The sequence below is a fragment of the Sulfitobacter sp. M368 genome, assembly GCF_025141875.1.
GTDB classification, from domain to species: Bacteria; Pseudomonadota; Alphaproteobacteria; order Rhodobacterales; family Rhodobacteraceae; genus Sulfitobacter; species Sulfitobacter mediterraneus_A.
This window is the reverse complement of sequence record NZ_CP081113.1, coordinates 1005144-1029468: the sequence shown is the minus strand read 5'-3', so window position 1 is coordinate 1029468 and position 24325 is coordinate 1005144. Positions and strand designations below refer to the sequence as shown.

Annotated in this window: 24 protein-coding genes; 8 read left to right on the top strand and 16 right to left on the bottom strand. The window is 60.5% G+C overall.

Going from position 1 to position 24325, the window contains the following annotated elements; genetic code table 11:
* Positions 1 to 48 precede the first annotated feature (48 nt).
* The 5 genes from K3754_RS05295 to K3754_RS05275 form a co-directional block, all read right to left on the bottom strand.
* Positions 49 to 240, bottom strand: coding sequence for a DNA gyrase inhibitor YacG (locus tag K3754_RS05295; protein ID WP_203211995.1), 192 nt, complete (start codon positions 238 to 240; stop codon positions 49 to 51).
* A complete protein-coding gene (locus tag K3754_RS05290; RefSeq protein ID WP_259941656.1) occupies positions 237 to 1259 on the bottom strand; it encodes a ribonuclease E/G in 1023 nt (340 codons plus the stop codon). The genes K3754_RS05295 and K3754_RS05290 overlap by 4 nt, the downstream gene beginning before the upstream one ends.
* Entirely contained in the window at positions 1256 to 1834 is a 579-nt protein-coding gene (locus K3754_RS05285; protein ID WP_259941654.1) for a nucleoside triphosphate pyrophosphatase, read from the bottom strand. The genes K3754_RS05290 and K3754_RS05285 overlap by 4 nt, the downstream gene beginning before the upstream one ends.
* Before the next feature lie 119 nt (positions 1835 to 1953).
* Positions 1954 to 2172, bottom strand: a complete 219-nt coding sequence (infA, locus tag K3754_RS05280; RefSeq protein WP_005978431.1) for a translation initiation factor IF-1 — start codon at positions 2170 to 2172, stop codon at positions 1954 to 1956.
* Positions 2173 to 2253: 81 nt separating this feature from the next.
* Positions 2254 to 3129, bottom strand: a complete 876-nt coding sequence (locus K3754_RS05275; RefSeq protein ID WP_203211998.1) for a carbon-nitrogen hydrolase family protein — start codon at positions 3127 to 3129, stop codon at positions 2254 to 2256.
* 173 nt (positions 3130 to 3302) lie between these two features.
* Between K3754_RS05275 and K3754_RS05270 the strand changes: the two genes are divergently transcribed.
* Positions 3303 to 4277, top strand: a complete 975-nt coding sequence (locus K3754_RS05270; protein WP_203211999.1) for a LysR family transcriptional regulator — start codon at positions 3303 to 3305, stop codon at positions 4275 to 4277.
* Positions 4274 to 4978, top strand: a complete 705-nt coding sequence (locus tag K3754_RS05265) for an NAD-dependent deacylase (protein ID WP_259941650.1) — start codon at positions 4274 to 4276, stop codon at positions 4976 to 4978. The genes K3754_RS05270 and K3754_RS05265 overlap by 4 nt, the downstream gene beginning before the upstream one ends.
* Positions 4979 to 5058: 80 nt before the next feature.
* Here the strand turns inward: K3754_RS05265 and K3754_RS05260 are convergent, their stop codons facing one another.
* The 3 genes from K3754_RS05260 to rpmB form a co-directional block, all read right to left on the bottom strand.
* Positions 5059 to 5526: a copper chaperone PCu(A)C gene (locus K3754_RS05260; RefSeq protein ID WP_231024271.1), complete on the bottom strand. Its 468-nt coding sequence runs from the start codon at positions 5524 to 5526 to the stop codon at positions 5059 to 5061.
* A gap of 39 nt (positions 5527 to 5565) precedes the next feature.
* On the bottom strand, positions 5566 to 5877 hold the full coding sequence (locus K3754_RS05255; RefSeq protein ID WP_259941647.1) for a hypothetical protein: 312 nt from the start codon (positions 5875 to 5877) through the stop codon (positions 5566 to 5568).
* A gap of 130 nt (positions 5878 to 6007) precedes the next feature.
* Positions 6008 to 6307, bottom strand: coding sequence for a 50S ribosomal protein L28 (gene rpmB, locus K3754_RS05250; protein ID WP_203212002.1), 300 nt, complete (start codon positions 6305 to 6307; stop codon positions 6008 to 6010).
* A 244-nt stretch (positions 6308 to 6551) separates the two neighbouring features.
* Here rpmB and K3754_RS05245 point away from each other — a divergent pair, with 244 nt between their 5' ends.
* Together K3754_RS05245 and K3754_RS05240 are read left to right on the top strand one after the other, a co-directional pair.
* A complete protein-coding gene (locus tag K3754_RS05245) occupies positions 6552 to 7241 on the top strand; it encodes a phosphatidylcholine/phosphatidylserine synthase (protein WP_259941645.1) in 690 nt (229 codons plus the stop codon).
* 70 nt (positions 7242 to 7311) lie between these two features.
* Positions 7312 to 8769, top strand: coding sequence for an MFS transporter (locus K3754_RS05240; protein WP_259941643.1), 1458 nt, complete (start codon positions 7312 to 7314; stop codon positions 8767 to 8769).
* On the opposite strand, the gene K3754_RS05235 is transcribed toward K3754_RS05240, so the two are convergent.
* The 5 genes from K3754_RS05235 to K3754_RS05215 form a co-directional block, all read right to left on the bottom strand.
* Entirely contained in the window at positions 8770 to 9225 is a 456-nt protein-coding gene (locus K3754_RS05235; protein ID WP_259941640.1) for a methylated-DNA--[protein]-cysteine S-methyltransferase, read from the bottom strand.
* A gap of 93 nt (positions 9226 to 9318) precedes the next feature.
* A complete protein-coding gene (gene ileS, locus K3754_RS05230) occupies positions 9319 to 12243 on the bottom strand; it encodes an isoleucine--tRNA ligase (protein ID WP_259941638.1) in 2925 nt (974 codons plus the stop codon).
* A 292-nt stretch (positions 12244 to 12535) separates the two neighbouring features.
* Positions 12536 to 13537 (bottom strand): YcjF family protein, encoded by a 1002-nt coding sequence (locus tag K3754_RS05225; RefSeq protein ID WP_259941636.1) that lies wholly within the window; start codon positions 13535 to 13537, stop codon positions 12536 to 12538.
* A complete protein-coding gene (locus tag K3754_RS05220; protein WP_231024269.1) occupies positions 13537 to 13980 on the bottom strand; it encodes a GNAT family N-acetyltransferase in 444 nt (147 codons plus the stop codon). Before K3754_RS05220 ends, K3754_RS05225 begins: the two co-directional genes overlap by 1 nt.
* Entirely contained in the window at positions 13977 to 15392 is a 1416-nt protein-coding gene (locus K3754_RS05215; protein ID WP_259941633.1) for a YcjX family protein, read from the bottom strand. Before K3754_RS05215 ends, K3754_RS05220 begins: the two co-directional genes overlap by 4 nt.
* Positions 15393 to 15482: 90 nt before the next feature.
* Between K3754_RS05215 and truA the strand changes: the two genes are divergently transcribed.
* A complete protein-coding gene (truA, locus tag K3754_RS05210; RefSeq protein WP_259941630.1) occupies positions 15483 to 16250 on the top strand; it encodes a tRNA pseudouridine(38-40) synthase TruA in 768 nt (255 codons plus the stop codon).
* 9 nt (positions 16251 to 16259) lie between these two features.
* Here the strand turns inward: truA and gndA are convergent, their stop codons facing one another.
* Positions 16260 to 17678, bottom strand: a complete 1419-nt coding sequence (gene gndA / locus K3754_RS05205) for an NADP-dependent phosphogluconate dehydrogenase (RefSeq protein WP_259941626.1) — start codon at positions 17676 to 17678, stop codon at positions 16260 to 16262.
* A 255-nt stretch (positions 17679 to 17933) separates the two neighbouring features.
* On the opposite strand from gndA, the gene K3754_RS05200 reads away from it, so the two are divergent.
* The 3 genes from K3754_RS05200 to K3754_RS05190 all read left to right on the top strand — a co-directional run bounded on the left by K3754_RS05200 (position 17934) and on the right by K3754_RS05190 (position 22383).
* The gene (locus tag K3754_RS05200) at positions 17934 to 20123 is read left to right on the top strand and encodes an NADP-dependent isocitrate dehydrogenase (RefSeq protein ID WP_259941623.1); all 2190 of its coding nucleotides are present in this window, start codon (positions 17934 to 17936) and stop codon (positions 20121 to 20123) included.
* Positions 20124 to 20297: 174 nt separating this feature from the next.
* The gene (locus K3754_RS05195; protein WP_203212012.1) at positions 20298 to 20756 is read left to right on the top strand and encodes an NUDIX hydrolase; all 459 of its coding nucleotides are present in this window, start codon (positions 20298 to 20300) and stop codon (positions 20754 to 20756) included.
* Positions 20757 to 20895: 139 nt separating this feature from the next.
* Positions 20896 to 22383: an inorganic phosphate transporter gene (locus tag K3754_RS05190; protein ID WP_203212013.1), complete on the top strand. Its 1488-nt coding sequence runs from the start codon at positions 20896 to 20898 to the stop codon at positions 22381 to 22383.
* Here the strand turns inward: K3754_RS05190 and K3754_RS05185 are convergent.
* Both K3754_RS05185 and argF read right to left on the bottom strand, forming a co-directional pair.
* Positions 22380 to 23402, bottom strand: a complete 1023-nt coding sequence (locus K3754_RS05185; protein ID WP_259941619.1) for a 2-dehydropantoate 2-reductase — start codon at positions 23400 to 23402, stop codon at positions 22380 to 22382. The two genes, K3754_RS05190 and K3754_RS05185, sit on opposite strands and share 4 nt — an antisense overlap.
* A complete protein-coding gene (gene argF / locus K3754_RS05180; RefSeq protein WP_259941617.1) occupies positions 23392 to 24297 on the bottom strand; it encodes an ornithine carbamoyltransferase in 906 nt (301 codons plus the stop codon). The genes K3754_RS05185 and argF overlap by 11 nt, the downstream gene beginning before the upstream one ends.
* Between the last annotated feature and the right edge of the window lie 28 nt (positions 24298 to 24325).

Below are 24325 nucleotides of genomic sequence, written 5' to 3'. Positions count from 1 at the left end.
TGTCCAGCCTCTTTTACGAAGTTTTTTCGCGCCATCGCCCAATCAGCTTTATTGCGGCTTTTGTGCTGCGTTCAGAGCGGCTTCGGCGGCCTCTGCGGCGGCTTCAATGTCTTCGGGATCGCGTGAAGGGATCGCGTAATTGCCGTTCATCCATTTGGACAAATCCACATCCGCGCAGCGCCGCGAACAAAACGGGCGGTACTTTGCGGAACTGTCCTCAGCACAGATCGGGCAGCTCATGACAGGGCCTCGTTCAGGGGCGCGCGAGCGCGTTTGCGTTGCAGCTCAAAGTGGCCGAGCGGCGTCCAGCCCACCAAAGTCGTTTCGACCCCGTCGGTGCGAAACGCGGCCCGCAGGGCAGTTTCAAACGTGCGGCGGTCCTTTTTGGGCATGGGTGCCAGATCCAGCGTGATTTGCCCGCCCAATCCCCGCACCCGAAGCGCACGCGGCAACAGGCGGGCGCAGGCCATATTCGCCTTTACCCCTGCCGCCAATGACGCATCATTGCCTGTGTTGACATCAACAGCGACCAAGGCGCGGGTCGGTTCAACATACATCGCAGCGCCCCCGCCAAGGCCAACAGTCGCGCCGCGAGCGGCCTCCAATGCATCCAGGACACCATGGGTTTCAAACCCGCCTACCTCCGTAACCACCTCCGCAGGATCGGTCCAATCGCGCCATGCCAGGATATGCGGGCCGTCGCCCTCAGCCAGCACTTCCATTTCGGTCGACGTATCGCCAAGCACCTTGTCGGCCAGATCCAGCATTGCTGAGATATCGTCGCTGATCTCGTCGCCATCCGCCCCTGCGCAGGATGATCGCAGGATCAACCCATGTGGTGCCTCGCTGGCAACTTCATGGGCAATCTCAAGCAAACGGTCGCGCTCGTCTTCCTTTTTGATGCTGCGCGAGACGTTCAAGCCCGGTGCATCGGGCGTGACAATCGCATAGCGGCTTTTGAACAGGATCTTTGCGGTCACCGGCAAGGCCTTGCCCGGCTCGGCATATCCGGTCACCTGTACCAAAATTGGCTGGCCGGGGGACAACCCTTTGATCTGGCGTAGAAATGCCGATCCGTCAGGGGTTTTCAGGAACATTCCGCCCTGCCCTTTGACGGGCCGGTCCGCGATCGCACGATAGATCGTACCGGGGCGCGGCGCATCGCTGTCAATGAGCAGATCGTCCAGCTTGCCATCGACCATCAGCGCGGCGGCTTCTGTCTCTCCCAGATGGTCAAGAATAATACTGCGGCCCTTCATGCGGCACCTCCATAAAGCGGATACCCTGCAGCGATCAGCAGATTGGCGGTCTCGGCCAGCGGCAATCCCACAATCGCGGTGAACGAGCCGCTGATCCACGGGATCAACGCCCCTGCCGGTCCTTGAATGCCATAGCCGCCCGCCTTGCCCTGCCAGTCGCCGGTGGCAAGATAGGCCTTGATCTCCAGGTCAGACAGGGATTTCATTTTGACCGTGCTTTGCACGTCCCGTTCCCAGGTCCGATCACCGCGCTTCACAGCCACGGCGGTGATCACCTTGTGACGGCGTCCGGACATCAGGCGCAAAAAGGCCTCGGCCTCGGCCTCATCGTCAGGTTTTCCAAGGATGCGCCGACCCAGGGCCACCGTCGTATCGGCGCAAAGCACGATATCATCGGCATCTGCTGGTACGGCCGCCGCTTTTTCCCGCGCCATGCGCGCACAATAGGGGCGCGGCAGTTCGCCCTTTGCCGGGGTCTCATCAATGTCGGGGGCACGAATATCATCTGCAACCACGCCAATTTGCGCCAGCAATTCCTTGCGGCGCGGACTGCCTGATCCGAGGATGAATGTCATGGGTCTGCGCCTCGTCTGCCTGATGATGCCACAGCCGCAGCATCTGCGCCCGCTGGCCCGCGGCAGGGGGTCAAGGCCGGGTGCAACTGCATGATGCGGTCCCGGCCATCGATCTGATTTTACTTAAAGCGGTAGTTGATCCGACCCTTGGTCAAATCATAGGGGGTCATTTCCACCTGTACCTTGTCGCCAGCCAGAACACGGATGCGGTTCTTGCGCATCTTGCCTGCCGTATGTGCGATGATCTCATGGCCGTTTTCCAGCTCGACCCGAAACGTCGCATTAGGCAAGAGTTCCTTCACGACACCGGGAAATTCGAGCGTATCTTCCTTGGCCATGGTCTCTCCTTGATCAAAATGCCCTCCAAAATAAGGGCGCAGGCTTAAATGGGCGCATTTTGCCAATATTTCAAGGGGCAATCAGCGCAAAGAGACGTTTGTCGCAGGATGGTCACGCCCCTCCTGACCGGACCAGTGCTGACGGTTCAAAACAATGCCATCGGCGCGGACATTGGCAATCTGTTTCAAATCCACATCTGCATAGGTCCAAACCGGATCATTGAGCGCCCCTGCGGCCAGCACACCCGTGGGCGGAAAGCCGTTGTCGGGCGGGCCATAAATGCCGCCCGCACCAAAGGATGTGCCCAAAGCTTCTGACCATTCAGCATCGCCCACAACCGAAGACATCGCCGTAACACATTGATTTTCCAGCGCCCTTGCCATCGATCCGATACGCACCCGCCAATATCCGGCCAGGGTTTCGGTGACGCTGGGCACTGCGATCACATCACATTCTGTCAGCGCACGACCCAGCAGTGGAAATTCGCTGTCATAACAGATCAGAATGCCGATCTTGCCCAATGCGGTGTCAAACACCTGCAAGTTGTTGCCCGGCACCACATCCCAGACCTCGCCCTCAAACCGGGTCATGATCTGTTTGTCTTGCACACCGACCTGCCCTGTTGGCGTGATCAACCGCGCACGATTGACCGGGCGAGTCGCTGTTGCCGCCGGACCGGAGGCCGCGACGATATGAACGCCGTAAGACGCCGCCAACTTGAGGTGCAATGCATCTGCATCCGGCAAACGGTCCGAAACCGAAAACAGACTTGCCTCCAGATCGCCGGCGACCTTCAAACCATCCAGCGTGGCCAGCTCCATCGCACCATATTCAGGAAAGACCAGCAAATCTGCCCCGGCACCCGCGGCATCCGCCACCCAAGCCTCAATCTTGTCTTCAAACTGCGCCCAGGAGGTCAAAACATCCAAAGGATACGCGGCACTGGCAATTTTCATCTGTGTGTTCCCTTACTTCAGTCGCAGTTTGCGCCGCCTTCCTCTGTCCTTCAAGCCAGATTTGGGAACATCTTCCTATTTCGTTTTCGATAAACTGGTCTCCTACTTACCCATATTTACTTGACTGAAAGGCGCATTAGTTTCAAACAACCAAAAATGAGGGGGAGAAATTCATGTTGAAAAAAGGCATCTCACTGCGCGGCATCGAAGTGTTCGAGGCCCTCGCCCAGACCGGATCTGTGGCCCAAGCTGCAGCCATCACCGGGCTCAGCCAACCCGCAGTGAGCCAGCAAATGCGCAATCTTGAAACGGCCGTTGGTGCCGAGTTGATAGATCACGGTCGCCGTCCCATGCGTCTCACCCCGGCAGGCCGCCTCTTCCTGCGCCGCACCGAGGCTGCTCTTTCCGAGTTGCGGCTTGCACAAAGCGAAGTCACCGTGATGGATCTGGCACATCTGGGCGAATTGAATCTCGGTATCATTGACGATTTCGACGACGATCTGACGCCAAGGCTGGCCACCATATTGGCCGACAGCCTGACCGGTTGCCGGTTTCGCATGACCACCGCAGGCAGCAACGAACTGGCCCAAGCGATCCGCGACAAGAGCCTGCACATGGCGATCGCGGCCCGCACCAGTGAAAAGGTTCCCGGCGTGATCGAATATCCGCTGGCCCGCGATCCCTTCATCATTGTCACCCCTGCGGGCAGCCGCGCACAGGCGCAACAATTGCTTGAGGGGGAAGGAGATATTCCCTTTTTGCATTATGCCACGGGTCAGTTGATCGAAACCCAGATCAGCAGTTTTCTCCAAGGTCAGGATCTGGAACTCTCGGCCCGCTTTGAGATTGGCAGCCATCTGGCGCTTATGGCCATGGTGGCACGCGGCATCGGCTGGGCGATCACCACACCGCTGGGGTATATGCGGGCCACCCGGTTCCACGAGGGCATGCGGGTGATGGCCCTGCCGATCCCGGAGGCGGCGCGGCAAATCTCGCTTTTTGCCGGATCGGAATGGTCCGGACCGGTGCCGCGTGATATCGCCCGCACGATGCAACAGCTGATGGAGGCCCATATGATCGGCCCCGCCACCGCCCGCCGTCCCTGGCTTGCAGATAAGTTCCATCTGATCGGAGAGACAGCCGGATGATACAGCCAAATGCCAAGATTGTCATATTGACCGGTGCGGGTATTTCCGCCGAAAGCGGGATCGAAACGTTTCGGGCCGAAGATGGCCTCTGGGCGCAGCACCGGGTTGAGGATGTCGCCACCCCGGAAGGTTTTGCCCGCGATCCGGATCTGGTTGTGCAATTCTACAACGCCCGCCGTGCGCAAGCAGCCGAGGTTCACCCCAATGCCGCCCACAAGGCACTGGCCCGGCTCGAAGCGGAGCACCCCGGCGAAGTGATTGTGATCACCCAGAATGTCGATGACCTGCACGAACGGGGCGGCTCGCAGGTCGTACATCATATGCACGGGCATCTGAAAGGCGCACTATGTGCGGTTTGCGATCACAGGTGGCCCGCACCCATGGTCATGGCTGCCGGTGACCCCTGCCCCGCCTGCAACGCGCCTGCAGCACGCCCTGACATCGTTTGGTTTGGCGAAATGCCCTATGAGATGGATCTGCTGTTTGACCACCTGACGCAGGCAGACGTCTTTGCCGCAATTGGCACATCGGGCAACGTATATCCAGCGGCTGGATTTGTCGCGGAGGCGCGCCGCGCTGGCGCCCATACGCTTGAGTTCAATCTGGAACGCTCGGCTGTGGGAAACCAGTTTGCGGAGCATCGGCTGGGGCCGGCCTCGGAAACGGTCACGGCCTGGGTGGATGAAATCTTGGGTCAGTGACTCCGGAAAACGCGCATTTCCCGGCCTGATCTTTGTCAATAAAACGAAGACAGCGCGGGCCAAAGCCCGCGCCGCTTGTGTCAGTGGCTCATCGCCCCATGTTTTGGTTTGCGCGTGTGATCCACAGGGATCTTCACGTCGATGTCACCGGCTTTTTCAAAGGTCAGGGTAACGGTGATCTCTGTGTCCTGCTCAAGCGGCGCTGACAGCCCCATGAACATCACATGATCGCCGCCCCGTTTGAGCGCATGCATTTCGCCCGCTGGCACCGCGATGCCGCCTTCGATCTCGGTCATCTTCATCACGCCGTTCTCGTCTTCGATATGCGTGTGCAGTTCAACCCGGCCCGCCACGTCGGAACTGGCCGCGATCAGGCGGTCATCCTGATCAGAATTGTTCATCAGTATCATAAACGCAGCGCCCGTCGGCGAGGATGGCGTAGAACTGCGGGCATAGGGGTCTTTGACCATGATATCCCCTGCAAAAACAGGGGCGGCCAACATGAAGAACGCAGCGGAAGCTGCTGAAAAGAATCGTGTATATGTCATTGTCTTGTCCTTGATTGATCGGAAAACGGAAGTTTCAGATCAAACAGGGGGAGCCCGTGTCGGCGGCATTAATGCACGCGCTGCCAGCCGTGTAGGCAACGCCAGCCTACGGCCAACCTCAAAGCAAAGAATTTGCTGCGGCGCGTTGAACTCCGGCGCCTGGACCTCAAACAGGACATTCAGCGCCGAGTCAGGGCAAATGTGGGGTGCAGACGTCGGCGCGCCACTCGCATCTACATAGACCGCCAACGGACCATTGCCCGTACACAGAACCATCTGCCCCGTGGCTGCATTTGCCCCACGCGCCACCGCCATGCTCTGGCTGGTCAGCGCCAGAACAAGAACCATCATAAATGAGAGCAGGTGGCGTTTCATACCTTCGCATTAGCCCATGCAGGTCGGACATTCGAGGCGCAAAACGACGCAACCCCGGATCAGATGATCCGGGGTTGCCTAAACTCAAACTGTTCGGAGTTTCCGATCAGGAAAGCGCTTCTGCTGTTGCGCTGGATTTGGCGATTGCCTTTTTGATCTTCAGCGCGTTGGCAGACAGCTCGGTGTCTTTTGCCTTGGCCAGGAACTTGTCCAGACCGCCACGGTGATCCACGCTGCGCAGAGCAGCCGCAGAAATGCGCAGTTTGAACGAGCGGCCCAGCGATTCGGACTGCAATGTGGTGTCGTTCAGGTTCGGCAGAAAGCGGCGACGCGTCTTGTTGTTCGCGTGGCTTACGTTGTTGCCCGTCATCGGGCCTTTTCCGGTCAATTCGCAAACGCGCGACATGGGTCTATCCTTTTGTTTAGTGGTGCAGCGCCAAGGGGTCGGCGCAACACATAAAACGGGCCGCGGCGGGCGACCCTGAAACTGGTTCGCTGGCTTTAGTGGGAATCGGCCAAGGCGTCAACCCGAAGTCCGCGCGAGGGCGGAATTTCGGGCCTATGTGCATTTGCCACATTCCTGGCCCCGGCGCCAGCCCGGCCGCGCCATTTCCTTTGCATCCCTCGCGCAGATTTGCGACACCTGCCAAATGACCATACATATGCGCGCCCTTCTCGTTCATCTTTTCACTGCAACCGGTGCCGTTTTTGCCATGCTCGCGATGCTTGCCGCGGTCGACGGCAAATGGGATCTGATGTTTCTGTGGCTCGTTGTCGCGTTCTTTGTTGACGGGATCGACGGCCCGCTGGCCCGCCGGTTTGATGTCAAAACCAATGCGCCCGAATTTGACGGTGTGTTGCTGGATTTGATCATCGACTATCTGACATATGTGTTCATCCCGGCCTTTGCGCTGTTTAAATCCGGCCTCATGGACGGGTGGAGCGGCTGGGCCATGATCATCATCGTCACCTTTGCATCTGCAATGTATTTTGCCGACACCCGGATGAAGACCAAGGACAATTCCTTTTCCGGCTTTCCCGGCTGTTGGAACATGCTGGTGATCGTGCTTTTCGCCCTGCAACCGGTGTGGTGGGTCAGCCTGATCATCGTGTTCACACTGGCCATCACGATGTTCCTGCCAATCAAATTTGTGCACCCCGTGCGCACTGAACGCTGGCGCACAGTGACTTTGCCCATGGCGCTGGCCTGGACCTTTTTCGCCGGATGGGCGGCTTGGGTCGATTTTCATCCTGAAAGCTGGGCGCATTGGGGTTTGGTCATCACTTCGGTCTATCTGATTTGCGCTGGCGCCGTGCAGCAGTTGACCGAGCCCAAATAGACTGGTGCATTTTCCTCTTGACCTCAACCTAGGTTGAGCCTGCATCAGAAATGCAACGAGAGGATTTGACATGACCGACGCCCCCAGTTCCGACGCCCCGTTGCCACAACAAGACAGCTATGTCTCTTGGGGTGAATTTCTGCGCAGTGGCTATTCCGGCCCCTTGGCCTTGGTCTGCCTCGCGGTTTGGTTACATGCCGCTGACAGCCTGATCGTGGCGACAATGCTGCCTTCCATGGTGGCAGATATTGGCGGCGCGGCCTTCGTCAGCTGGACCGTATCCATCTATGAAATCGGCTCGATCGTGGCCGGCGCAGGCACTGCACTTTTGACGATGCGCTACGGGCTGCGCGGCCCGATGAGTGTCGCAGCGGCCCTCTTTGGGCTCGGTTGCCTGCTCAGCGCCATCAGCCCCACCATGGGCGTTGTCCTGATCGGCCGGGTGATGCAGGGCCTTGGCGGCGGCGGCATGGTTGCGATGGCTTTTGTCGCGGTAGGCGTGCTGTTTCCGCGCCGCTATGCCGCGCGGGTGTTGGCGGTGGTGTCGACGTTCTGGGGGCTCTCTGCCTTTCTGGGGCCCTTGCTGGGCGGGCTCTTCGTCGAATATGCCAATTGGCGCTGGGGCTTTGGCTTTTTCGCCGTGCAGGCCGTGTGCCTCGCGATCTGGATCGCCCTGCAGGGCAGCACCGGCCCCCTGCCCCAAGACGGCCCACTGGGACGGTTCCCCGTTGTGCGGCTTGCGGTCCTCTGCCTTGCCGTAGTGCTGATCTCGGCCGGCGGTATCCGGGTTGAACCTCTGCGCTCCACCCTTCTGATCCTTGCGGGTCTGTCCTGTCTTGGCTGGTTCCTCTGGCGCGATGGGCAGGCGGGCGCAGACCGATTGCTCCCCAATGCCCCGCTTGACCCGAGGCACGCCACAGGCGCAACCCTGCTGATGATCCTGATGCTGTCGATCGCCACCATTGGCATCCTTGCCTATGGCCCCCTTCTGATGACCACGATCCATGGCATCTCTGCCCTGACCGCCGGATACATCGTCGCGGCCTCCTCCATCGGCTGGACCCTCGCCGCCGTGACGGTGAGCGGTGCACCCGAACGTCTTGATCGGCTGTGGATCGCCGCAGGCATGATCATGACCACCATCAGCATCCCCGGCTTTGCCTATGCAGTGCCTGCTGGCCCGATCTGGTTGATCGCCTTCTTTGCAGCACTGGAAGGTGGCGGTTTTGGCCTGGCCTGGACCTTCATCCTGCGCCGCATCACTGCATTGGTGCCGGAACACGAAATCCAGCGCGTGTCGGGTGCCATCCCCACCGTGCAGCGCATCGGCTATGCCCTTGGCGCGGCCTATGTAGGGATCATCGCCAATGCCGCGGGGTTCCTGACCATGACCGGACCCGACGACGCCGCCAGCGTGGCGCGTATATTGTTCCTGTCCTGCCTGCCGCTGGCGCTGATCGGGCTGGGGGCCATGCTGGGTTTGGTGCGCAAACATCCTTATGATGCGGCGATGACCGCCGAAATTTGATCAGATCAACAGACCCGCCGCGCCCTCATGGCGCAAGAGCGCCACCTTGGTCTCGACCCCGCCGCGCCCCGAAAACCCGGTCAGCCCTTTGGCCCCCATCACGCGGTGGCACGGTATGATCACCGGGATCGGATTGCCGCCACAGGCCTGCCCGACCGCCTGTGCCGGCACGCCCAGTGCCTTGGCAATCTCGCCGTAGGTGCGGGTATAGCCAAAGGGGATTGCGGACATCGCCGCACAGACATCGCGCTGAAAATCGGTGCCCGCAACCCGCAGTGGCAGATCAAAATCTTCCAGATCACCCGCTGCATAGGCCGCCAGCTGCTCTGCCGCGCGATCAAGCAAGGATGAGCGGTCCTGCTGTCCGACCCTGGTCCAATCCAGACGAGTGATCGCCCCGTCCTCTTCGGTCAGGGTCAGGTTGCCAAATTGTGTGGGAACGCTTCGCTTTTTCATGCAACTATGATGGGGGCAAGCGCTCCCCGCCGCAATCCGGTTCTTGCGCAAGAACCGGATGGGGAAAGGTGGGGAAAATCCCCACCTTAGGTTTTAAACCGCGTTGGCCTCATCCACCGCAGTATCGCACCGACCGCAAACGCCGCCATGGCTGTGGCTGCCCACATCCGGCAGGACCTTCCAGCAACGCTCGCATTTGTCGCCCGCCGCCTTTGCAAAAACCACGGCAACGCCTTCTGTCTCTGGCAAACGGAACGCATCTGACGGCGCATCATCCCCAGAAACGGTGATGGCAGAGGTGATCGCCACATCCTCGAATGACACGCTTTCCAGTGCCGCCCGTTGATCTGCATCCGCGACATAAACCACCGGCGCCGCCTCAAGCGAGGCTCCGATCACCTTCTCGACCCGCTGCACCTCAAGCGCGGCAGTCACCACGCGGCGTGCAGCGCGCACCTGCGCCCATTTCGCCGCCAGATCTGCATCCAGCCAGCTTTGCGGTGTTTCAGGGATATCGGTCAAATGCACCGAACTGCCTTCACCAGGGAAACGTTCAAGCCAGATCTCTTCGGTGGTGAACACCAAGATGGGGGCAAGCCATGTGGTCAACCGGTGGAACAGGATATCCAGCACCGTCCGCGCCGACCGGCGGCGCAGGGTGTCGCCATCGCAATAAAGCGCATCCTTGCGGATATCGAAGTAGAACGCACTCAAATCCACCGTGGCAAAGGTAAAGACCGCCTGGAACACACCCTGGAAATCAAACTTGGCATAGCCATCGCGCACCTGCGCGTCCAACTCGGCCAATCGGTGCAGCACCCAGCGCTCCAGCTCTGGCATATCCGCAGGCTCCACCCGATCACTTTCGGTGAAGTCATTCAGCGAGCCCAGCATATAGCGCATCGTGTTGCGCAACCGGCGATAGCTGTCAGCCACCCCTTTGAGGATCTCATCGCCAATCCGCTGATCTGCGGTGTAGTCGGTCTGCGCCACCCAAAGCCGCAGAATATCCGCGCCATATTGCTGCACGATCTTCTCCGGCACGATGGTGTTGCCGATGGATTTGGACATCTTCATGCCCTTGGCATCAAGCGTGAAGCCATGGGTCACCACATTGCGATAGGGCGCACGGCCCGTGGTGCCCACCGATTGCAGCAGGGACGAATGGAACCAACCCCGGTGCTGGTCGGTGCCTTCCATATAGACATCTGCGATACCATCCTCGGTGCCATCTTCGCGGTCGCGCAGGGTAAAGGCATGGGTCGATCCGCTGTCAAACCACACGTCCAGAATATCCATCACCTGATCATAGTCATCGGGGTTCACGATGCCGCCGAGGAATCGCTCTTTGGCACCTTCCTCGTACCAGCAATCCGCCCCCTCGGCCTCAAAAGCCTCGACAATCCGGGCATTCACATCCGCATTGCGCAGCAGAAAATCAGGATCCGTCGGCAGCACGCCTTTCTTGGTAAAGCAGGTCAGCGGCACGCCCCAGGCGCGCTGACGCGACAACACCCAGTCGGGCCGCGCCTCCATCATCGAATAAAGACGGTTGCGCCCCGATTTCGGGGTCCAGTTCACATTGTCGATCTCGGTCAGCGCCCGCTCGCGGATGGTCTTGCCATGCATATCCAGCCCATCGCCCACCGGCTTGTCGATCGCGGCAAACCACTGCGGCGTGTTGCGATAGATCACCGGCGCCTTGGAGCGCCAGGAATGCGGATAGCTGTGCTTGATCTTGCCGCGCGCCAGCAGCCCGCCGACCTCGACCAGTTTGTCGATGATCGCGGCATTGGCATTGCCCTCTTTGCCATTGGGCTTGAGGATCGCCTTGCCACCAAAGAACGGCAGATCATCGCGGAACCGCCCGTCAGGATTGACGTTGTAGGTGATCACATCGGCCAACATGCCCAGATCGCGATAAAGCTCGTATTCCTCAAGACCATGCGAGGGCGCACAATGTACAAAACCAGTGCCTTCTGTGTCGGTCACAAAATCCGCCGCGCGGAAATCGCGCAGATCATCCCATTCGCCTTCGCTGCCTTCGGCCCCGGCCAGCGGATGGCGCAGCGCAATACCCGCCAACTCGTCATTGGTAACATCGCGCAGGCGGGTCCACTGCCCATCCTCAAGCCGCGCCCGGCCAAAGACATCGGCCGCCAGATTATCGGCCAGCAGGTATCTGTCGCCGACATTGGCCCAGCACTCCTCCGGCGTCGCAGTCACTTCATAAAGGCCATAAGAAATACCCGCGCCGTAAACCACGGCCTTGTTCGATGGCATGGTCCATGGCGTTGTGGTCCAGATCACCACCTTTGCACCGCTCAGATCACCATCCGAGACCACGTCAAACTTCACCCAAATGGTAAAGCTGTCCTTGTCATGATATTCCACCTCGGCCTCGGCCAGGGCGGTCTGCTCCACCGGCGACCACATCACCGGCTTCGACCCCTGATAAAGCGTGCCGTTCATCAGGAACTTCATGAATTCCTCGGCAATCACCCGCTCGGCATGGAAATCCATTGTCAGGTAAGGTTCGGCCCAATTGCCCTGCACGCCAAGCCGCTTGAATTCCTCGCGCTGCACATCGACCCAGCCACGGGCAAACTCGCGGCATTCCCCGCGAAACTCGTTGATCGGCACCTGATCCTTGTCGCGGCCCTTCTTGCGGTACTGCTCCTCGATCTTCCACTCGATCGGCAAGCCATGACAATCCCACCCGGGAATGTACCGCGCATCAAAGCCCATCATCTGATGGCTGCGCACGATCATATCCTTGATGGTTTTGTTCAGCGCATGACCGATATGCAGATGCCCGTTGGCATAGGGCGGCCCGTCATGCAGCGTAAAAGGCGTGCGCCCCGCTTTCTCGCGCAGGCGATCGTAAACGCCAATCTCTTCCCAGCGCGCCAGCCAGGCCGGCTCCCGCTTGGGCAGGCCCGCCCGCATCGGGAAATCGGTCTTGGGCAGGTTCAGCGTGGATTTATAGTCGTGTGTCTCGGGCGTATCGGCGCACATCTGTCGCGTCCTTTGGCAAATCAATCAGGGGATGTATCGGAAGGTCGGTGCGATAGTCTCAAACACCTCTGCCCGGCGTCTCACTTTATCAGAGCGCCGGGTAAATAATTCGAATAATGATCGCTGTGATGCGTCTCATGCCCCGCTTATAGGCCCGCAGCAAATGCCCCACAAGCCCCCGTTTATCCCCCTTTTTGGCCCTAAATACTCAGGGGGTTTGGGGGCATAGCCCCCATTCAACTTAAATCGAATGCGGCGCAGCCGCGCCTTTGCATCGGCCAGAAATGCAGGGCTAAGCTGTCGCACCAAACAGCCCGCCCAAGGCCCGCTTGACGATCCCGCGCACCTTGGGGCGCCGATCCGGCGCAAAGGGCAGCGGGCGACACACCTCCATCGCGGCCACGCCGACGCGGGCTGTCAATGCACCATTCACCAAGCCTTCGCCAAACCGGCGGCTGAGCTTGCCAAGGATCGAGCCGCCCAAAAACGGCTCCAGCATATCATCGCCAACCGCAACCGCACCCGTTGCCACCAGATGCGACATCACCGCGCGGGTCAGCCGCCAGGATCCGAAAAATCCGGACCGCCCGCCATAGACCTCAGCCACCCGCCGGATCATCCGCAGGTTGGCCGTCAGTGCCGCGGCCACATCCGCCAGCGCCAGCGGCACCAGCGCCGTCACCGTTGCCACCTGACGTGCCGCCGCTTCAACCTCGCGGCTGGCGGCCTGATCCAGTGGCGCCAGCAGCTCCGCCTCTGCCAGATGTAACAGCCCTTCGGCATCCATTTGATCGCCGCGCAGCTCCTTCAGACGATCCCGGCCCCAACGGGTGTCCTCGCGCCCCTGATAAAGCCGGACCAGCCGGTCGGTCACCGCCCGTGCAGCGCCCAGATCCTTTTGCGCCAGCGCCTGCCCCGCATCATGGCGCAGCCCGTCCAGTTTGGAGAGCCGGCCAAAGGCAGCCATCTCGCGCAGGCCCATCAAGGACAGCACCAGCAAAAACGCCCCGATCAGTACCGTCATCGCCCAACCCAGCAGCGGATACCGTGCCATCAGGTCCGTAACAAAGGTCCATGCCGCAATGGACACCAGCGCCCCGACCAAGGCACCTGACAACCACCAAAGCAACCGGCCCAGCAGCGATGGTTTTCGCGCCGCCAGCCGCGCGGCGACCTGCATCGCCTGCCCCTGTGGCGCGGCAGGCAGGATATCGGGCACCGGCGGCGCATCGGCCACTTGCGGGCGCGCTGCGGTATTCTCTTCGATCTCAAATAGAACCGGACCCTTGGCCATCACGCGCCCTCTCTTTGCCATTCGAAACGCACATCCGGCAGTTTTTCATCGGTGGTCATTCCATCCGTGCGCTCTATTTCGGAAAATCCGTGACGCAGGTAGAACCGCTGCGCCCCTACATTGGCCTGAAACGTCCAAAGCGTCAGCCTGTCATGCTGGCCTTGCACGTGGCGCAAAAGCGCCGTTCCGGCCCCCTGCCCCCGCGCTGCGCCCGCCACGTAAAGCGCATCCAGATCCGCGCCATCACATGCAGAAAATCCGATCACCTCGCCACTTGCCTCGGCCACGGTCACCCAGCCGCGCTTGATCATCGCGCCTGCATGGGCAATGTCTTCGGCCCCGCTGTGCAACTTTGGCATCCAGTCGGTTGTCGCGGCAAATTCGGTCAGAATACCTCCGACGGTCCCGGCATCTGTGGACCGCGCGGCCCGCAAGGCAATCACAACCGATCCCCGATCAGGAACTCCGCCGCCCGGTCCAGCCGGATATGCGGTGGCCCGTCACCCGGGCGCAGGTTCAAAGGCGCCGGGGCAAAGCGCATCACCTGGTAATCCTGATCCAGCCAAGCCTCTGCCCCCTGCCGCGCGGGCGTCAGCAGATGCGCCGGATCTTGTGGCAAGTCGCCGGGGTAAAAGGCCGCCTCCTTGCCGCTCTCAAGCAGGGTGCCACGCACCACGGGCAACAGATCGCCCCCGTGTTTCATCTCATCCTCCGTCGTTGCCCTGAGCGAGGCAATCGACAGGGCGGCGGTGCCTGCACCAGCGTATTGCGCGCGATCCTGTGCCTCTCGGACAAGGGCCTGCATGATCGCGGTCAGACGCGGATGTTGTTTGTGGTGCAAATGGTCGGCCTTGGTGGCCGCAAACAGAATCTTCTCCACCCGCTTACCGCGCAGCAGATTGCTGAGAAACCCGTTGTTGCCGGGCCGGAACGCAGACAAGGTCTCGCTCAGCGCGGCCCGCAGATCCTCGACCGCTTGCGGCCCTTGATGGATCGCGCCCAGCGCATCAACCAAAACCACCTGCCGGTCAATCCGCGCAAAGTGATCGCGGAAAAACGGCTGCACCACACGTTTCTTGTAGGCCTCGAACCGCCGCGCCATTTCGCGGTGCAAAGACCCGCGCTTTGACGGGCCATCCGTGCGGATCGGCGCAAAGGTCAGTACCGGCGATCCGGCCAGATCACCGGGCAGCAGGAAACGCCCAGGCGTGCAATCGGAAAACCCGTCCTGCCGCGCGGCCTGTAGATAGCTGGCAAATTCCCGCGCCAGATCCTGCGCCAAGGTTTCTTCATGCTTGGCCTCGGGGTCCGTGGTCTTGGCCAGCGCCAGAAAGGCCGCCGCCGCTTGGCGGTTGTCAATGCGGCTCAGGGTGTCGTTGGACCAGTCTTCATAACTGCGCTCCATCAAGCCCAGATCCAGCAGCCATTCGCCGGGGTAATCTACGATATCCAGATGGATGGTGCGTGGCCCCTGCAACCCGGACAAAAGCCCGTTTGGACGCACCTTGAGCGACAGACGCAGCTCGGAAATCGCGCGGGTGCTGTCTGGCCAATGCGGTGTCGGGCCAGTCAGCGCAGCAAGGTGGTTTTCATAGTCAAAGCGCGGCACCGTATCATCGGGCTGTGGTTGCAAGAACGCCGCCTCAATCCGCCCTTCGGACGCGGCCAATAGCCCCGGCATACGGCCACGGTCCAGCAGGTTCGCCACCAGCGAAGTGATGAACACCGTCTTGCCCGACCGCGCCAAGCCGGTTACGCCAAGACGGATCACCGGCTCAAAAAATGTCTCTGACACGGTGTCTTGCACCGTTTCAACCTGCCGCCAGATACCATCGGCAATGCGTGAGATGACCAAAGCTGCGTCCGCCCCGAAATGTGTTTGGGCTTAACATAGGCAGGCGGGTCAGGGATTGCCAGAAGCCAGCCACCACGCTAGACGCGGCCCATGCCCCGTTTTGCCCTCCAAATCGAATACCACGGCGCGCCTTTTGTCGGCTGGCAGCGACAGGTGAACCTGCCGTCGGTGCAGGGCGCGATTGAGACAGCTTTGGCCAAACTGGAGCCGCGTGAACACACCATTGCCGCCGCCGGACGCACCGATGCCGGCGTGCATGCGCTGGCGCAGGTGGCCCATTGCGATATGAACGGTGACTGGCAGGCCTTTCGCTTGTCAGAGGCGCTCAATTACCACCTCAAGCCGCAGCCTGTCGCGATCACTGCCTGCGCAGCAGCTGACGATGACTTCCATGCGCGGTTCTCGGCACTTGAGCGGCGCTATCTGTTCCGTATCCTGTCGCGCCGTGCCCCGGCCACCCATCAAGAAGGGCTGGTCTGGCAGGTCAAACACGATCTGGACGAAGGTGCCATGCAGGCTGCGGCGGATATTCTGGTGGGCAAACATGATTTCACGACGTTCCGGTCAACGATCTGCCAGGCCGAAAGCCCGGTAAAGACCCTTGATCATCTGCGCGTCAGCCGCGTGGAAACACCGGGCGGCACCGAGTTTCATTTTGATGTGCGGGCACGGTCCTTTCTGCACAATCAGGTCCGCAGCTTTGTCGGCACGCTCGAACGGGTCGGCGCTGGGTCTTGGACGCCCGAAGATGTGCGTTCCGCACTGGCGGCACGTGACCGCGCCGCCTGTGGGCCGGTCTGCCCGCCGCAAGGCCTTTATCTGGCGAATGTCAGCTATCCGGCAGATCCCTTCGCCTAAGCGCAGGCCTTACAGTGCGTTCCAATCCCCGTGAAACTTGCCCTCTTCGTCGATGCGGGCAAAGCCATGCGCCCCAAAGAAATCCCTCTGCGCCTGAATAAGGTTTGCGGTGCCGCGCCCCCGCCGCATGGTGTCATACCACGCCAAAGACGCAGACAGCGCGGGCATCGCCACGCCCAAGCCAATCGCCGCCGTCAAAACCCGCCGCAAGGCTGGTACGGATGCCTTCAGCCGCGCACGCATGGCCGGCGCAAGGATCAGATGGCAGGCAGGCAATTCACTGCGGAATGCATCCGCAAATTCGTCCAGAAGGGCCGAGCGGATGATACATCCCGCCCGCCAGATCTCGGAAATGCGCGCCATGTCGAGGGACCAGTCAAACTCTTCCGATGCGGCCCAAAGCACGCGAAAGCCCTGAGCATGGGCCAGAATACGGCCCGCCAGCATCGCCTGTTCCAGATCCGCCGCGCTTGGCATCCCTGCTTCAAGCGCCCCCGCTGCCAACAAAGGCTCGGCCATCACCCGTGTGTCTTTCTCCGAGGACCAGCCACGCGCGCCCACCGCTGCCTCGATGGTATTGGCCGACTGCCCCATCTTCAACGCCTCGATCAAGGTCCAGCGGCCCGTGCCTTTTTGCCCGGCCTGATCACGGATTACATCAACCATGGGCTGGCCGGTCTTGCTGTCGACCGACTGCAGCGCAGCTGCGGAAACTTCAATCAGATAAGAGCTGAGCGGGCCATCTTTCCAATCCGCAAACAATCTACCGATCTGCGGCGCAGACTGCCCGCCCGCATCGCGCAGCAAACCGTAAATCTCGGCGATCATTTGCATATCGGCGTATTCGATGCCGTTGTGCACGGTCTTGACAAAATGTCCCGCACCATCCGGCCCCAGATGCGCCACGCAAGGATCGCCCTTGAACTTGGCCGCAATCGCCTCTGCCATCGGGCGCAGGCTGGTCCACGAATGATCGCTGCCGCCCACCATCATCGAGGGACCATGCCGGGCGCCCTCTTCCCCGCCCGATACGCCCATGCCAACAAAATGCAGCCCCGTGCCATCCAGATCCGCAGACCGCCGACGGGTGTCGTTGAAATCGGCGTTTCCCCCGTCAATGATTGTATCACCCTCCTCCAGATGCGGGCGGATGGCCTCAATCATGGCATCCATGGGCGCGCCGGACGGGATCATAAAGAGGATGCTGCGTGGCCGTGCGACGGCCGCGACAAAATCCGCCAGATCAGCCTGACCGGTCAACCGCTTGCCCAATGGTCCGGCTTCTTGGATGAAATCGTCGATCCATTCCGCTTCCCGATTAGAGACCGCAACGTCGAACCCGCTATCGGCAAGATTGAGCGCCAGCGCAGACCCCATTGTGCCCAGCCCGTAAACACCGATATCCGCACCCTTTGACTGTTTGTTCATGGCTGCCGCTGCTCCCGGATGTGTCTCAAATGTCGCCTGTTCTCCAACTCATTTAAGCGGGCGAACTCCAGAAGGCCAATAGGCATTCGTTGGCACCACGCCCTCCCAATCCCTCACTCGCCCGCGAAAACCTGCCTGCACGGGTGCAAAACCATCAAAAAAGTTCAATATGCCGCATCGTATACAATGGTATACCGTAGACGTTCTCCAATGAACCCGCTATGAAGCGGCAAATTCACACATGAGGAGATTCCTATGTCCGATATCATTTACACCAAAGTGGACGAAGCGCCGGAACTGGCGTCCGCATCTTTCCTCCCTATCATCCAGAAATTTGCCGCAGCCGCCGGTGTTTCCGTCGGGACCAAGGACATCAGCCTCGCCGGGCGTATCCTCGCCACCTTCCCCGAACACCTGAGCGAAGCGCAGCAGCAGTCCGATGATCTGGCTGAACTGGGCCGTCTGGTCAAAACGCCGGACGCCAACGTGATCAAGCTGCCCAACATCTCGGCCTCCGTGCCGCAGCTTGTCGCCGCGATCAAGGAGCTACAGTCGCAAGGCTTTGCCCTGCCCGATTATCCCGAAGCGCCCGCAACCGACGCGGAAAAAGCCATCCGTGCCAAATACGACGGCATCAAAGGCTCTGCCGTGAACCCGGTCCTGCGCGAGGGCAACTCTGACCGCCGTGCCGCCAAAGCCGTGAAAAGCTTTGCCCAGAACAACCCCCACCGCATGGGCGACTGGAGCGCAGACAGCAAAACCGAAGTCTCCTCCATGTCCGGTGGCGACTTTTTCTCGAACGAAGTTTCCGCGACACTGTCCAAGGATACCACCGCCAAGATCGTTCTGGAAACCGCGACGGGTGAAACTGTTCTGAAAGACGGTATCGCCTACCCCGCAGGAACCGTGGTCGATGCCACGTTCATGAGCGCAGCCGCCTTGAAAGCCTTCCTCGCCAGCGAGATTGAAAAGACCAAAGCCGCAGGCACGCTGTTTTCGTTGCACATGAAAGCAACGATGATGAAGGTCTCTGACCCGATCATCTTTGGTCACGCGGTCAAGGCTTTCCTTGCCCCGGTGTTTGAGGCCCATGGCGACAAGATGGCCGAGCTGGGTGTGAACCCGAACTCCGGCCTGGGCGATCTGCTGGCCCGCGTCGAAGGCGATGCGGCGATCATGGCAGATATCGAGGCCTGCATGGCCGCGCGCCCGCCGATGTACATGGTGGATTCCGACAAAGGCATCACCAACCTACATGTGTCCTCTGACGTGATCATCGATGCCTCCATGCCCGCGCTGATCCGCGCTGGCGGCAAAGGTTGGGGGCCAGACGGCAAGGAAGCGGACACCAATTGCGTGATCCCTGACAATTCCTATGCGCCGGTTTATGACGAGACCATCAAGTTCTTCAAAGAGAATGGCAAGATGAACCCCGCCACCGCAGGCACTGTCCAGAACATCGGCCTGATGGCGCAAAAAGCCGAGGAATACGGCTCCCATCCGACGACATTCGAGATCCCTGAGGCGGGCACCGTCAAGATGATCCTCGATGATGGCACAGTCCTGCATTCCCACGCGGTTGAGGTTGGCGACATCTGGCGCTCTGCCTCTGCACGCAAGGCCCCGATCGAGGACTGGGTGAACCTCGCGATTGATCGTCAAAAGGCCGAAGGCTGCCGCGCGATCTTCTGGCTGGACGCAGACCGCGCCCATGACGCGGAACTGATTGCCTATGTCAAACCAATCCTTGAGGCCAAGGGCGTCGCCGACAAGTTTGAGATCATGGCCCCGCGCGAAGCCACACGCGCCTCGTTCGAGACCATCACCAAGGGCGAGAACACCATCGCCATCACCGGCAACGTGTTGCGGGACTATCTGACCGATTTGTTCCCGATCCTTGAGCTGGCAACCTCGGCCAAGATGCTGTCGATTGTGAAGCTGATGAACGGCGGCGGGCTGTTTGAAACGGGCGCGGGCGGCTCTGCCCCCAAGCACGTTCAACAGTTGGTCGAAGAAAATCACCTGCGTTGGGACAGCCTTGGCGAATTCTGCGCCCTGGGAGAAAGCCTGACGTTCCTGGCCGACAGCAAAGGCAACGCAAAGGCCCGCGTTCTGGGCCAGGCGGTGGATGCCGCAACGCAAGGCATTCTGGACAATGGCCGCTCGCCCTCCCGCAAGGTGGGTGAGCCGGACAACCGCGACAGCCATTATTGGTTCGCCCGCTACTGGGCCGAGGCATTGGCCGCGCAATCGGATGATGCCGATCTTGCAGCGCATTTTGCGCCCATCGCCAAAGCATTGGCCGAGAGCGAAGACAAGATCATTGCGGAACTGGCCGCGGCACAGGGCTCTCCTGTGGACCTGGGCGGATATTACCGCACTGACGCGGCCAAAACGGCGGCTGTTATGCGGTCCTCCGAGACATTGAACAGCATCATCGGATAAACCGATCTGGCGCGAAACCAAGGCCGTGCAACCCCATAGGTTGCGCGGCCTTTTTCGTTTGTACGGCCTTCCCTGAGCCGCTCAAACCCGCCCCAGGTTTGATCTTTGGCCATTTTACGCCTATATGTAGAACGAGAGCAGACGAAAAACCTACAAAAACGAAGCCAGGTCAATATGATACACACATTCAAACGTGCATGGGATGACATGCTGCTGCCGCTGTTGCAGCGCCCCAAGCGACTGCAGGTCGCGGCGTTGTGCTATCGCGAAACCGAAGACGGCAAGCGTGTGCTGCTGATCACCAGCCGGGACACCGGGCGCTGGATCGTGCCAAAGGGCTGGCCCATTGACGGGCTTGATGGCCCGGGCGCCGCCCTGCAAGAAGCATGGGAAGAGGCTGGCGTGACCCAGGCGGACATCGAAAGCGATCCGGTCGGCTTTTACGAATATGCCAAGGGCCTTGGCGAAGGGTTGACCGTGCCGGTCGAGGCGCAGGTCTACCTGACCCGTGTGCGCGATCTGAGCGAGGATTACCCGGAGGCAAATGCCCGCAAACGCGCCTGGTTCGCCCCCAAAGAAGCCGCCAATCTGGTGGATGAGCCGGACCTGAAGGCGATCTTGAACGCGCTCTGAGCCTGCTCTGACCCGATTGCCCCTCTCAAAAGCCTCAATCCGCCATAAAATGTGACGGTTTTGTGACGCCGCGCTTGCGCGGCGGCGCGTGGTATGCCACCTCCCCACCGGATCAATCACTTCCTTGGAAGGTACAGGCATGGCGACGGACAAAGGCCCGCAGGGCAGTCAGTGGAAAACACTGGATACAGACCTCAACCGCATCTCTCAGGTTGAGCTGGCCACGACCTATGTCGCTCGCCCTCTGGTCGGTCCCGGTATCGCACTGGCCTTTATGGTGCTGGCCGGGGTGATTGCCGCAGTCTTCTTTGGCCAGACCCCCACCAGTTTTGTCGTTGTCGCTGCTGCCGTCTTTGGTGCCTATATGGCCGTGAACATCGGTGCCAACGATGTGGCCAACAACATGGGCCCGGCGGTAGGTGCCAATGCCCTGACCATGGGCGGCGCCATCGTGATTGCGGCGCTGTGCGAAAGCGCAGGCGCCTTGCTGGCAGGCGGCGATGTGGTTTCGACCATCTCCAAAGGCATCATTGATCCGGCCTCCATCGCGGATACACAGGTGTTTATCTGGGCAATGATGGCGGCGCTGATCTCATCGGCGCTTTGGGTCAACCTTGCCACTTGGGTTGGTGCGCCGGTTTCCACAACCCACTCCGTCGTGGGCGGTGTGATGGGTGCGGGCATCGCGGCGGCAGGGATGACAGCGGTCAACTGGCCCTCCATGGGACTGATCGCCGCCAGCTGGGTGATCTCGCCGGTTCTGGGCGGCGCAGTGGCCGCCATGTTCCTTGCCTTCATCAAGGCACGGATCATCTATCAGGATGACAAAATTGCAGCCGCCCGCCGCTGGGTCCCTGTCCTTGTGGGCGTCATGGCCGGTGTTTTTGCCTCCTATCTGGCGCTGAAGGGGCTGAAAAAGATCGTCAAGATCGATCTGCCCACTGCCTTGTTGATCGGGCTTCTGCTTGGGGCTCTGGCCTATGCCATATCCGCCCCGCTGGTGCGGCGCGCCTCCGTTGGCATGGAGAACCGCAACAAATCCGTGAAAATCCTCTTCGGCCTGCCGCTGGTGTTGTCTGCCGCTTTGCTCAGCTTTGCCCATGGTGCAAACGACGTGGCCAATGCCGTTGGTCCGCTGGCCGCAATTGTCCATGCCACCGAATTCGGCGGCTTCGAGGCCAAGGTGTCCATTCCGATGTGGGTGATGGTTATCGGTGCCTTTGGTATCTCGTTTGGCCTGTTCCTGTTTGGTCCCAAGCTGATCCGCATGGTCGGCAGCCAGATCACCAAGCTGAACCCGATGCGCGCCTATTGTGTGGCCCTCTCGGCAGCGATCACCGTGATCATCGCCTCATGGCTTGGCCTGCCTGTCAGCTCAACCCATATCGCGGTTGGCGGGGTTTTCGGTGTTGGGTTCTACCGCGAATGGCATATGGAACGCCGCCTGCGCCGCCCCGGTGAAACCGCGGGCAACGTCAAACGCATCGCCCCAGAGGAACGGCGCCGCCGCAAGCTGGTGCGCCGCTCTCACTTTATGACAATTGTAGCCGCCTGGGTCATCACTGTGCCCGCCGCCGCAACGATGTCGGCGATTGTGTTCTACGTTCTTAACGCGGTCGTAAATTAAGAAGCACCCTGCCGGATCTCGCGGCGCAAAGCTGTGGCGCTGAGGTCGGGCAACCCTTCTGCGGCCAATTCCGCGGTGCGGATCACCTCAGCCACCATAGTGCAAATCGGCGCGGGACGGCCCTGCGCCTGCGCCATCGCAATCACTGCACCCTGCAGGCTGTCAATCTCGGTCGGGCGGCCCGCCATCAGATCCAGCGCCATCGACGTCCGCGCCTGCGCATCAATTGTCAACATCGAGGCCGCGATCCTCGAAAACAGCGGCGTCGGCAGGCGCAGGATAAACGGGACCATTCCGACAGAAACCGGCGTCGTCGACACGGGGCGAATACCAGCCCCGCGCAGAATGCCCAAGGCCTCCTGCCATTGATCCGCCATCAGCCGCCGCCAGGCCCGATCCCGCAGTTGTTCTGCCAAGGGAAGGCCGCTCAGCGCATTCAAAGCATTGTTGAGGTTGATCAGAAACTTGCCCCATTGCACCGCTTCGATGTCACGGCTGCTGGTTGTGCTGAGGTGCGGCACTGACAGCAACCCGTCCAGATCGCCTGCACCGCCCGCAATAACCACATCCCCGCTGGTGGCGCGGTGGTAACATCCCTGCCCCATCGGTACGACGTTGAAAGGCACCATCCCGCCGCGCACATCGCGCCCGGGCAAGACCTCTTGCAGCAGCGCCCCGTTGCGCAACCCGTTTTGCAGGCTGATCACCGGCGCTTTGATCGGGGCGTGTTGGTCGATCAGTTCCGCGATGGTCGCCGTATCGCCCGACTTGACCGTGACAAGCACCACATCCGCCTTCGACAGGCAGGCCGGATCTTCGGACAGGGCCAGACGATCCGTAGCGATCTGAATCGCCATGCCGCCAAAATCGGTGAGCGTCAGACCATGCGAGCGGATTTCCTGCGCCACCCGTGGTCGCACCAGCAACGTGACCCGCCGCCCGCCAGCGGCCAAAAGGCCGCCGACAAAACAACCAATGGCCCCCGCCCCGGCAATGACGATACGTGGCTCAGCGGCCAAGGCACCACCGCATGATCGCCTTTTGCGCGTGCAGGCGGTTTTCTGCCTCGTCAAAGATCACCGAATGCGGCCCGTCCATAACGCTGCTCGTGGCCTCATCATCGCGGTGTGCAGGCAGGCAATGCATAAAGAGCGCATCATCCTTGGCCTTGGCCATCAGTGCATCATTGACCTGATAGCCGCGCAGCTGGTTGTGCCGCCGTTCGCGGGCCGACTGCGGATCATGCATGGAGACCCAAGTGTCTGTGACCACCAGATCGGCACCCTCAACCGCCTTTTGCGGATCGCGTTCGATTGTGTAGAGACCATCAAGCGCTGCTTCGGGGTCCAGCGGCGGCGGGCCGGTGAAGGTCAGGTCAAACTCAAACTGTTTGGCCGCATGGGCAAAACTTGCAAAGACGTTATTGCCATCGCCGGACCAGACAACCTTTTTGCCTTTGATGGGGCCGTTGTGTTCCTCGAACGTCTGGATATCCGCCATGATCTGACAAGGGTGCGTTCGGTTGGTCAGACCGTTGATCACCGGCACCGTGGCGTATTCGGCCATGTCCAGCAGGGTCTGTTCCTCGAAGGTCCGGATCATGATCAGATCGACGTAACGGCTCAGCACCCGCGCGGTATCCGCGATGGTCTCGCCGTGGCCCAGTTGCATATCCGCACCCGACAGCACCATGGTCTGCCCGCCCATCTGGCGCACGCCCACGTCAAAAGACACCCGGGTTCGCGTCGATGGCTTTTCAAAGATCAGTGCAACCATGTGATCCTTGAGCGGCTGTTCATCATCCGGCGCACCGCGTGGACGCCCGGCCCGCGATCTTTTCATCGCAGCGGCGTCATCAATGATGCTCCGCAGATCGGCAGGTGAGGTTTGGTGAATGTCTAGAAAATGGTTCATGGGTATTCTTTCTCGTCAAAGTTCGCAG

What these genes read in the sequence shown, in the direction of transcription:
- K3754_RS05285 (WP_259941654.1), bottom strand. Translation starts at nt 1,834, where the DNA reads ATGACATTCATCCTCGGATCAGGCAGTCCGCGCCGCAAGGAATTGCTG.
- K3754_RS05200 (WP_259941623.1), top strand. Translation starts at nt 17,934, where the DNA reads ATGTCCGATATCATTTACACCAAAGTGGACGAAGCGCCGGAACTGGCG.
- K3754_RS05260 (WP_231024271.1), bottom strand. Translation starts at nt 5,526, where the DNA reads ATGACATATACACGATTCTTTTCAGCAGCTTCCGCTGCGTTCTTCATG.
- K3754_RS05225 (WP_259941636.1), bottom strand. Translation starts at nt 13,537, where the DNA reads ATGGCCAAGGGTCCGGTTCTATTTGAGATCGAAGAGAATACCGCAGCG.
- K3754_RS05295 (WP_203211995.1), bottom strand. Translation starts at nt 240, where the DNA reads ATGAGCTGCCCGATCTGTGCTGAGGACAGTTCCGCAAAGTACCGCCCG.
- K3754_RS05195 (WP_203212012.1), top strand. Translation starts at nt 20,298, where the DNA reads ATGATACACACATTCAAACGTGCATGGGATGACATGCTGCTGCCGCTG.
- truA (WP_259941630.1), top strand. Translation starts at nt 15,483, where the DNA reads ATGCCCCGTTTTGCCCTCCAAATCGAATACCACGGCGCGCCTTTTGTC.
- K3754_RS05190 (WP_203212013.1), top strand. Translation starts at nt 20,896, where the DNA reads ATGGCGACGGACAAAGGCCCGCAGGGCAGTCAGTGGAAAACACTGGAT.
- ileS (WP_259941638.1), bottom strand. Translation starts at nt 12,243, where the DNA reads ATGTGCGCCGATACGCCCGAGACACACGACTATAAATCCACGCTGAAC.
- gndA (WP_259941626.1), bottom strand. Translation starts at nt 17,678, where the DNA reads ATGAACAAACAGTCAAAGGGTGCGGATATCGGTGTTTACGGGCTGGGC.
- K3754_RS05240 (WP_259941643.1), top strand. Translation starts at nt 7,312, where the DNA reads ATGACCGACGCCCCCAGTTCCGACGCCCCGTTGCCACAACAAGACAGC.
- K3754_RS05245 (WP_259941645.1), top strand. Translation starts at nt 6,552, where the DNA reads ATGACCATACATATGCGCGCCCTTCTCGTTCATCTTTTCACTGCAACC.
- rpmB (WP_203212002.1), bottom strand. Translation starts at nt 6,307, where the DNA reads ATGTCGCGCGTTTGCGAATTGACCGGAAAAGGCCCGATGACGGGCAAC.
- K3754_RS05265 (WP_259941650.1), top strand. Translation starts at nt 4,274, where the DNA reads ATGATACAGCCAAATGCCAAGATTGTCATATTGACCGGTGCGGGTATT.
- K3754_RS05290 (WP_259941656.1), bottom strand. Translation starts at nt 1,259, where the DNA reads ATGAAGGGCCGCAGTATTATTCTTGACCATCTGGGAGAGACAGAAGCC.
- K3754_RS05275 (WP_203211998.1), bottom strand. Translation starts at nt 3,129, where the DNA reads ATGAAAATTGCCAGTGCCGCGTATCCTTTGGATGTTTTGACCTCCTGG.
- infA (WP_005978431.1), bottom strand. Translation starts at nt 2,172, where the DNA reads ATGGCCAAGGAAGATACGCTCGAATTTCCCGGTGTCGTGAAGGAACTC.
- argF (WP_259941617.1), bottom strand. Translation starts at nt 24,297, where the DNA reads ATGAACCATTTTCTAGACATTCACCAAACCTCACCTGCCGATCTGCGG.
- K3754_RS05255 (WP_259941647.1), bottom strand. Translation starts at nt 5,877, where the DNA reads ATGATGGTTCTTGTTCTGGCGCTGACCAGCCAGAGCATGGCGGTGGCG.
- K3754_RS05235 (WP_259941640.1), bottom strand. Translation starts at nt 9,225, where the DNA reads ATGAAAAAGCGAAGCGTTCCCACACAATTTGGCAACCTGACCCTGACC.
- K3754_RS05270 (WP_203211999.1), top strand. Translation starts at nt 3,303, where the DNA reads ATGTTGAAAAAAGGCATCTCACTGCGCGGCATCGAAGTGTTCGAGGCC.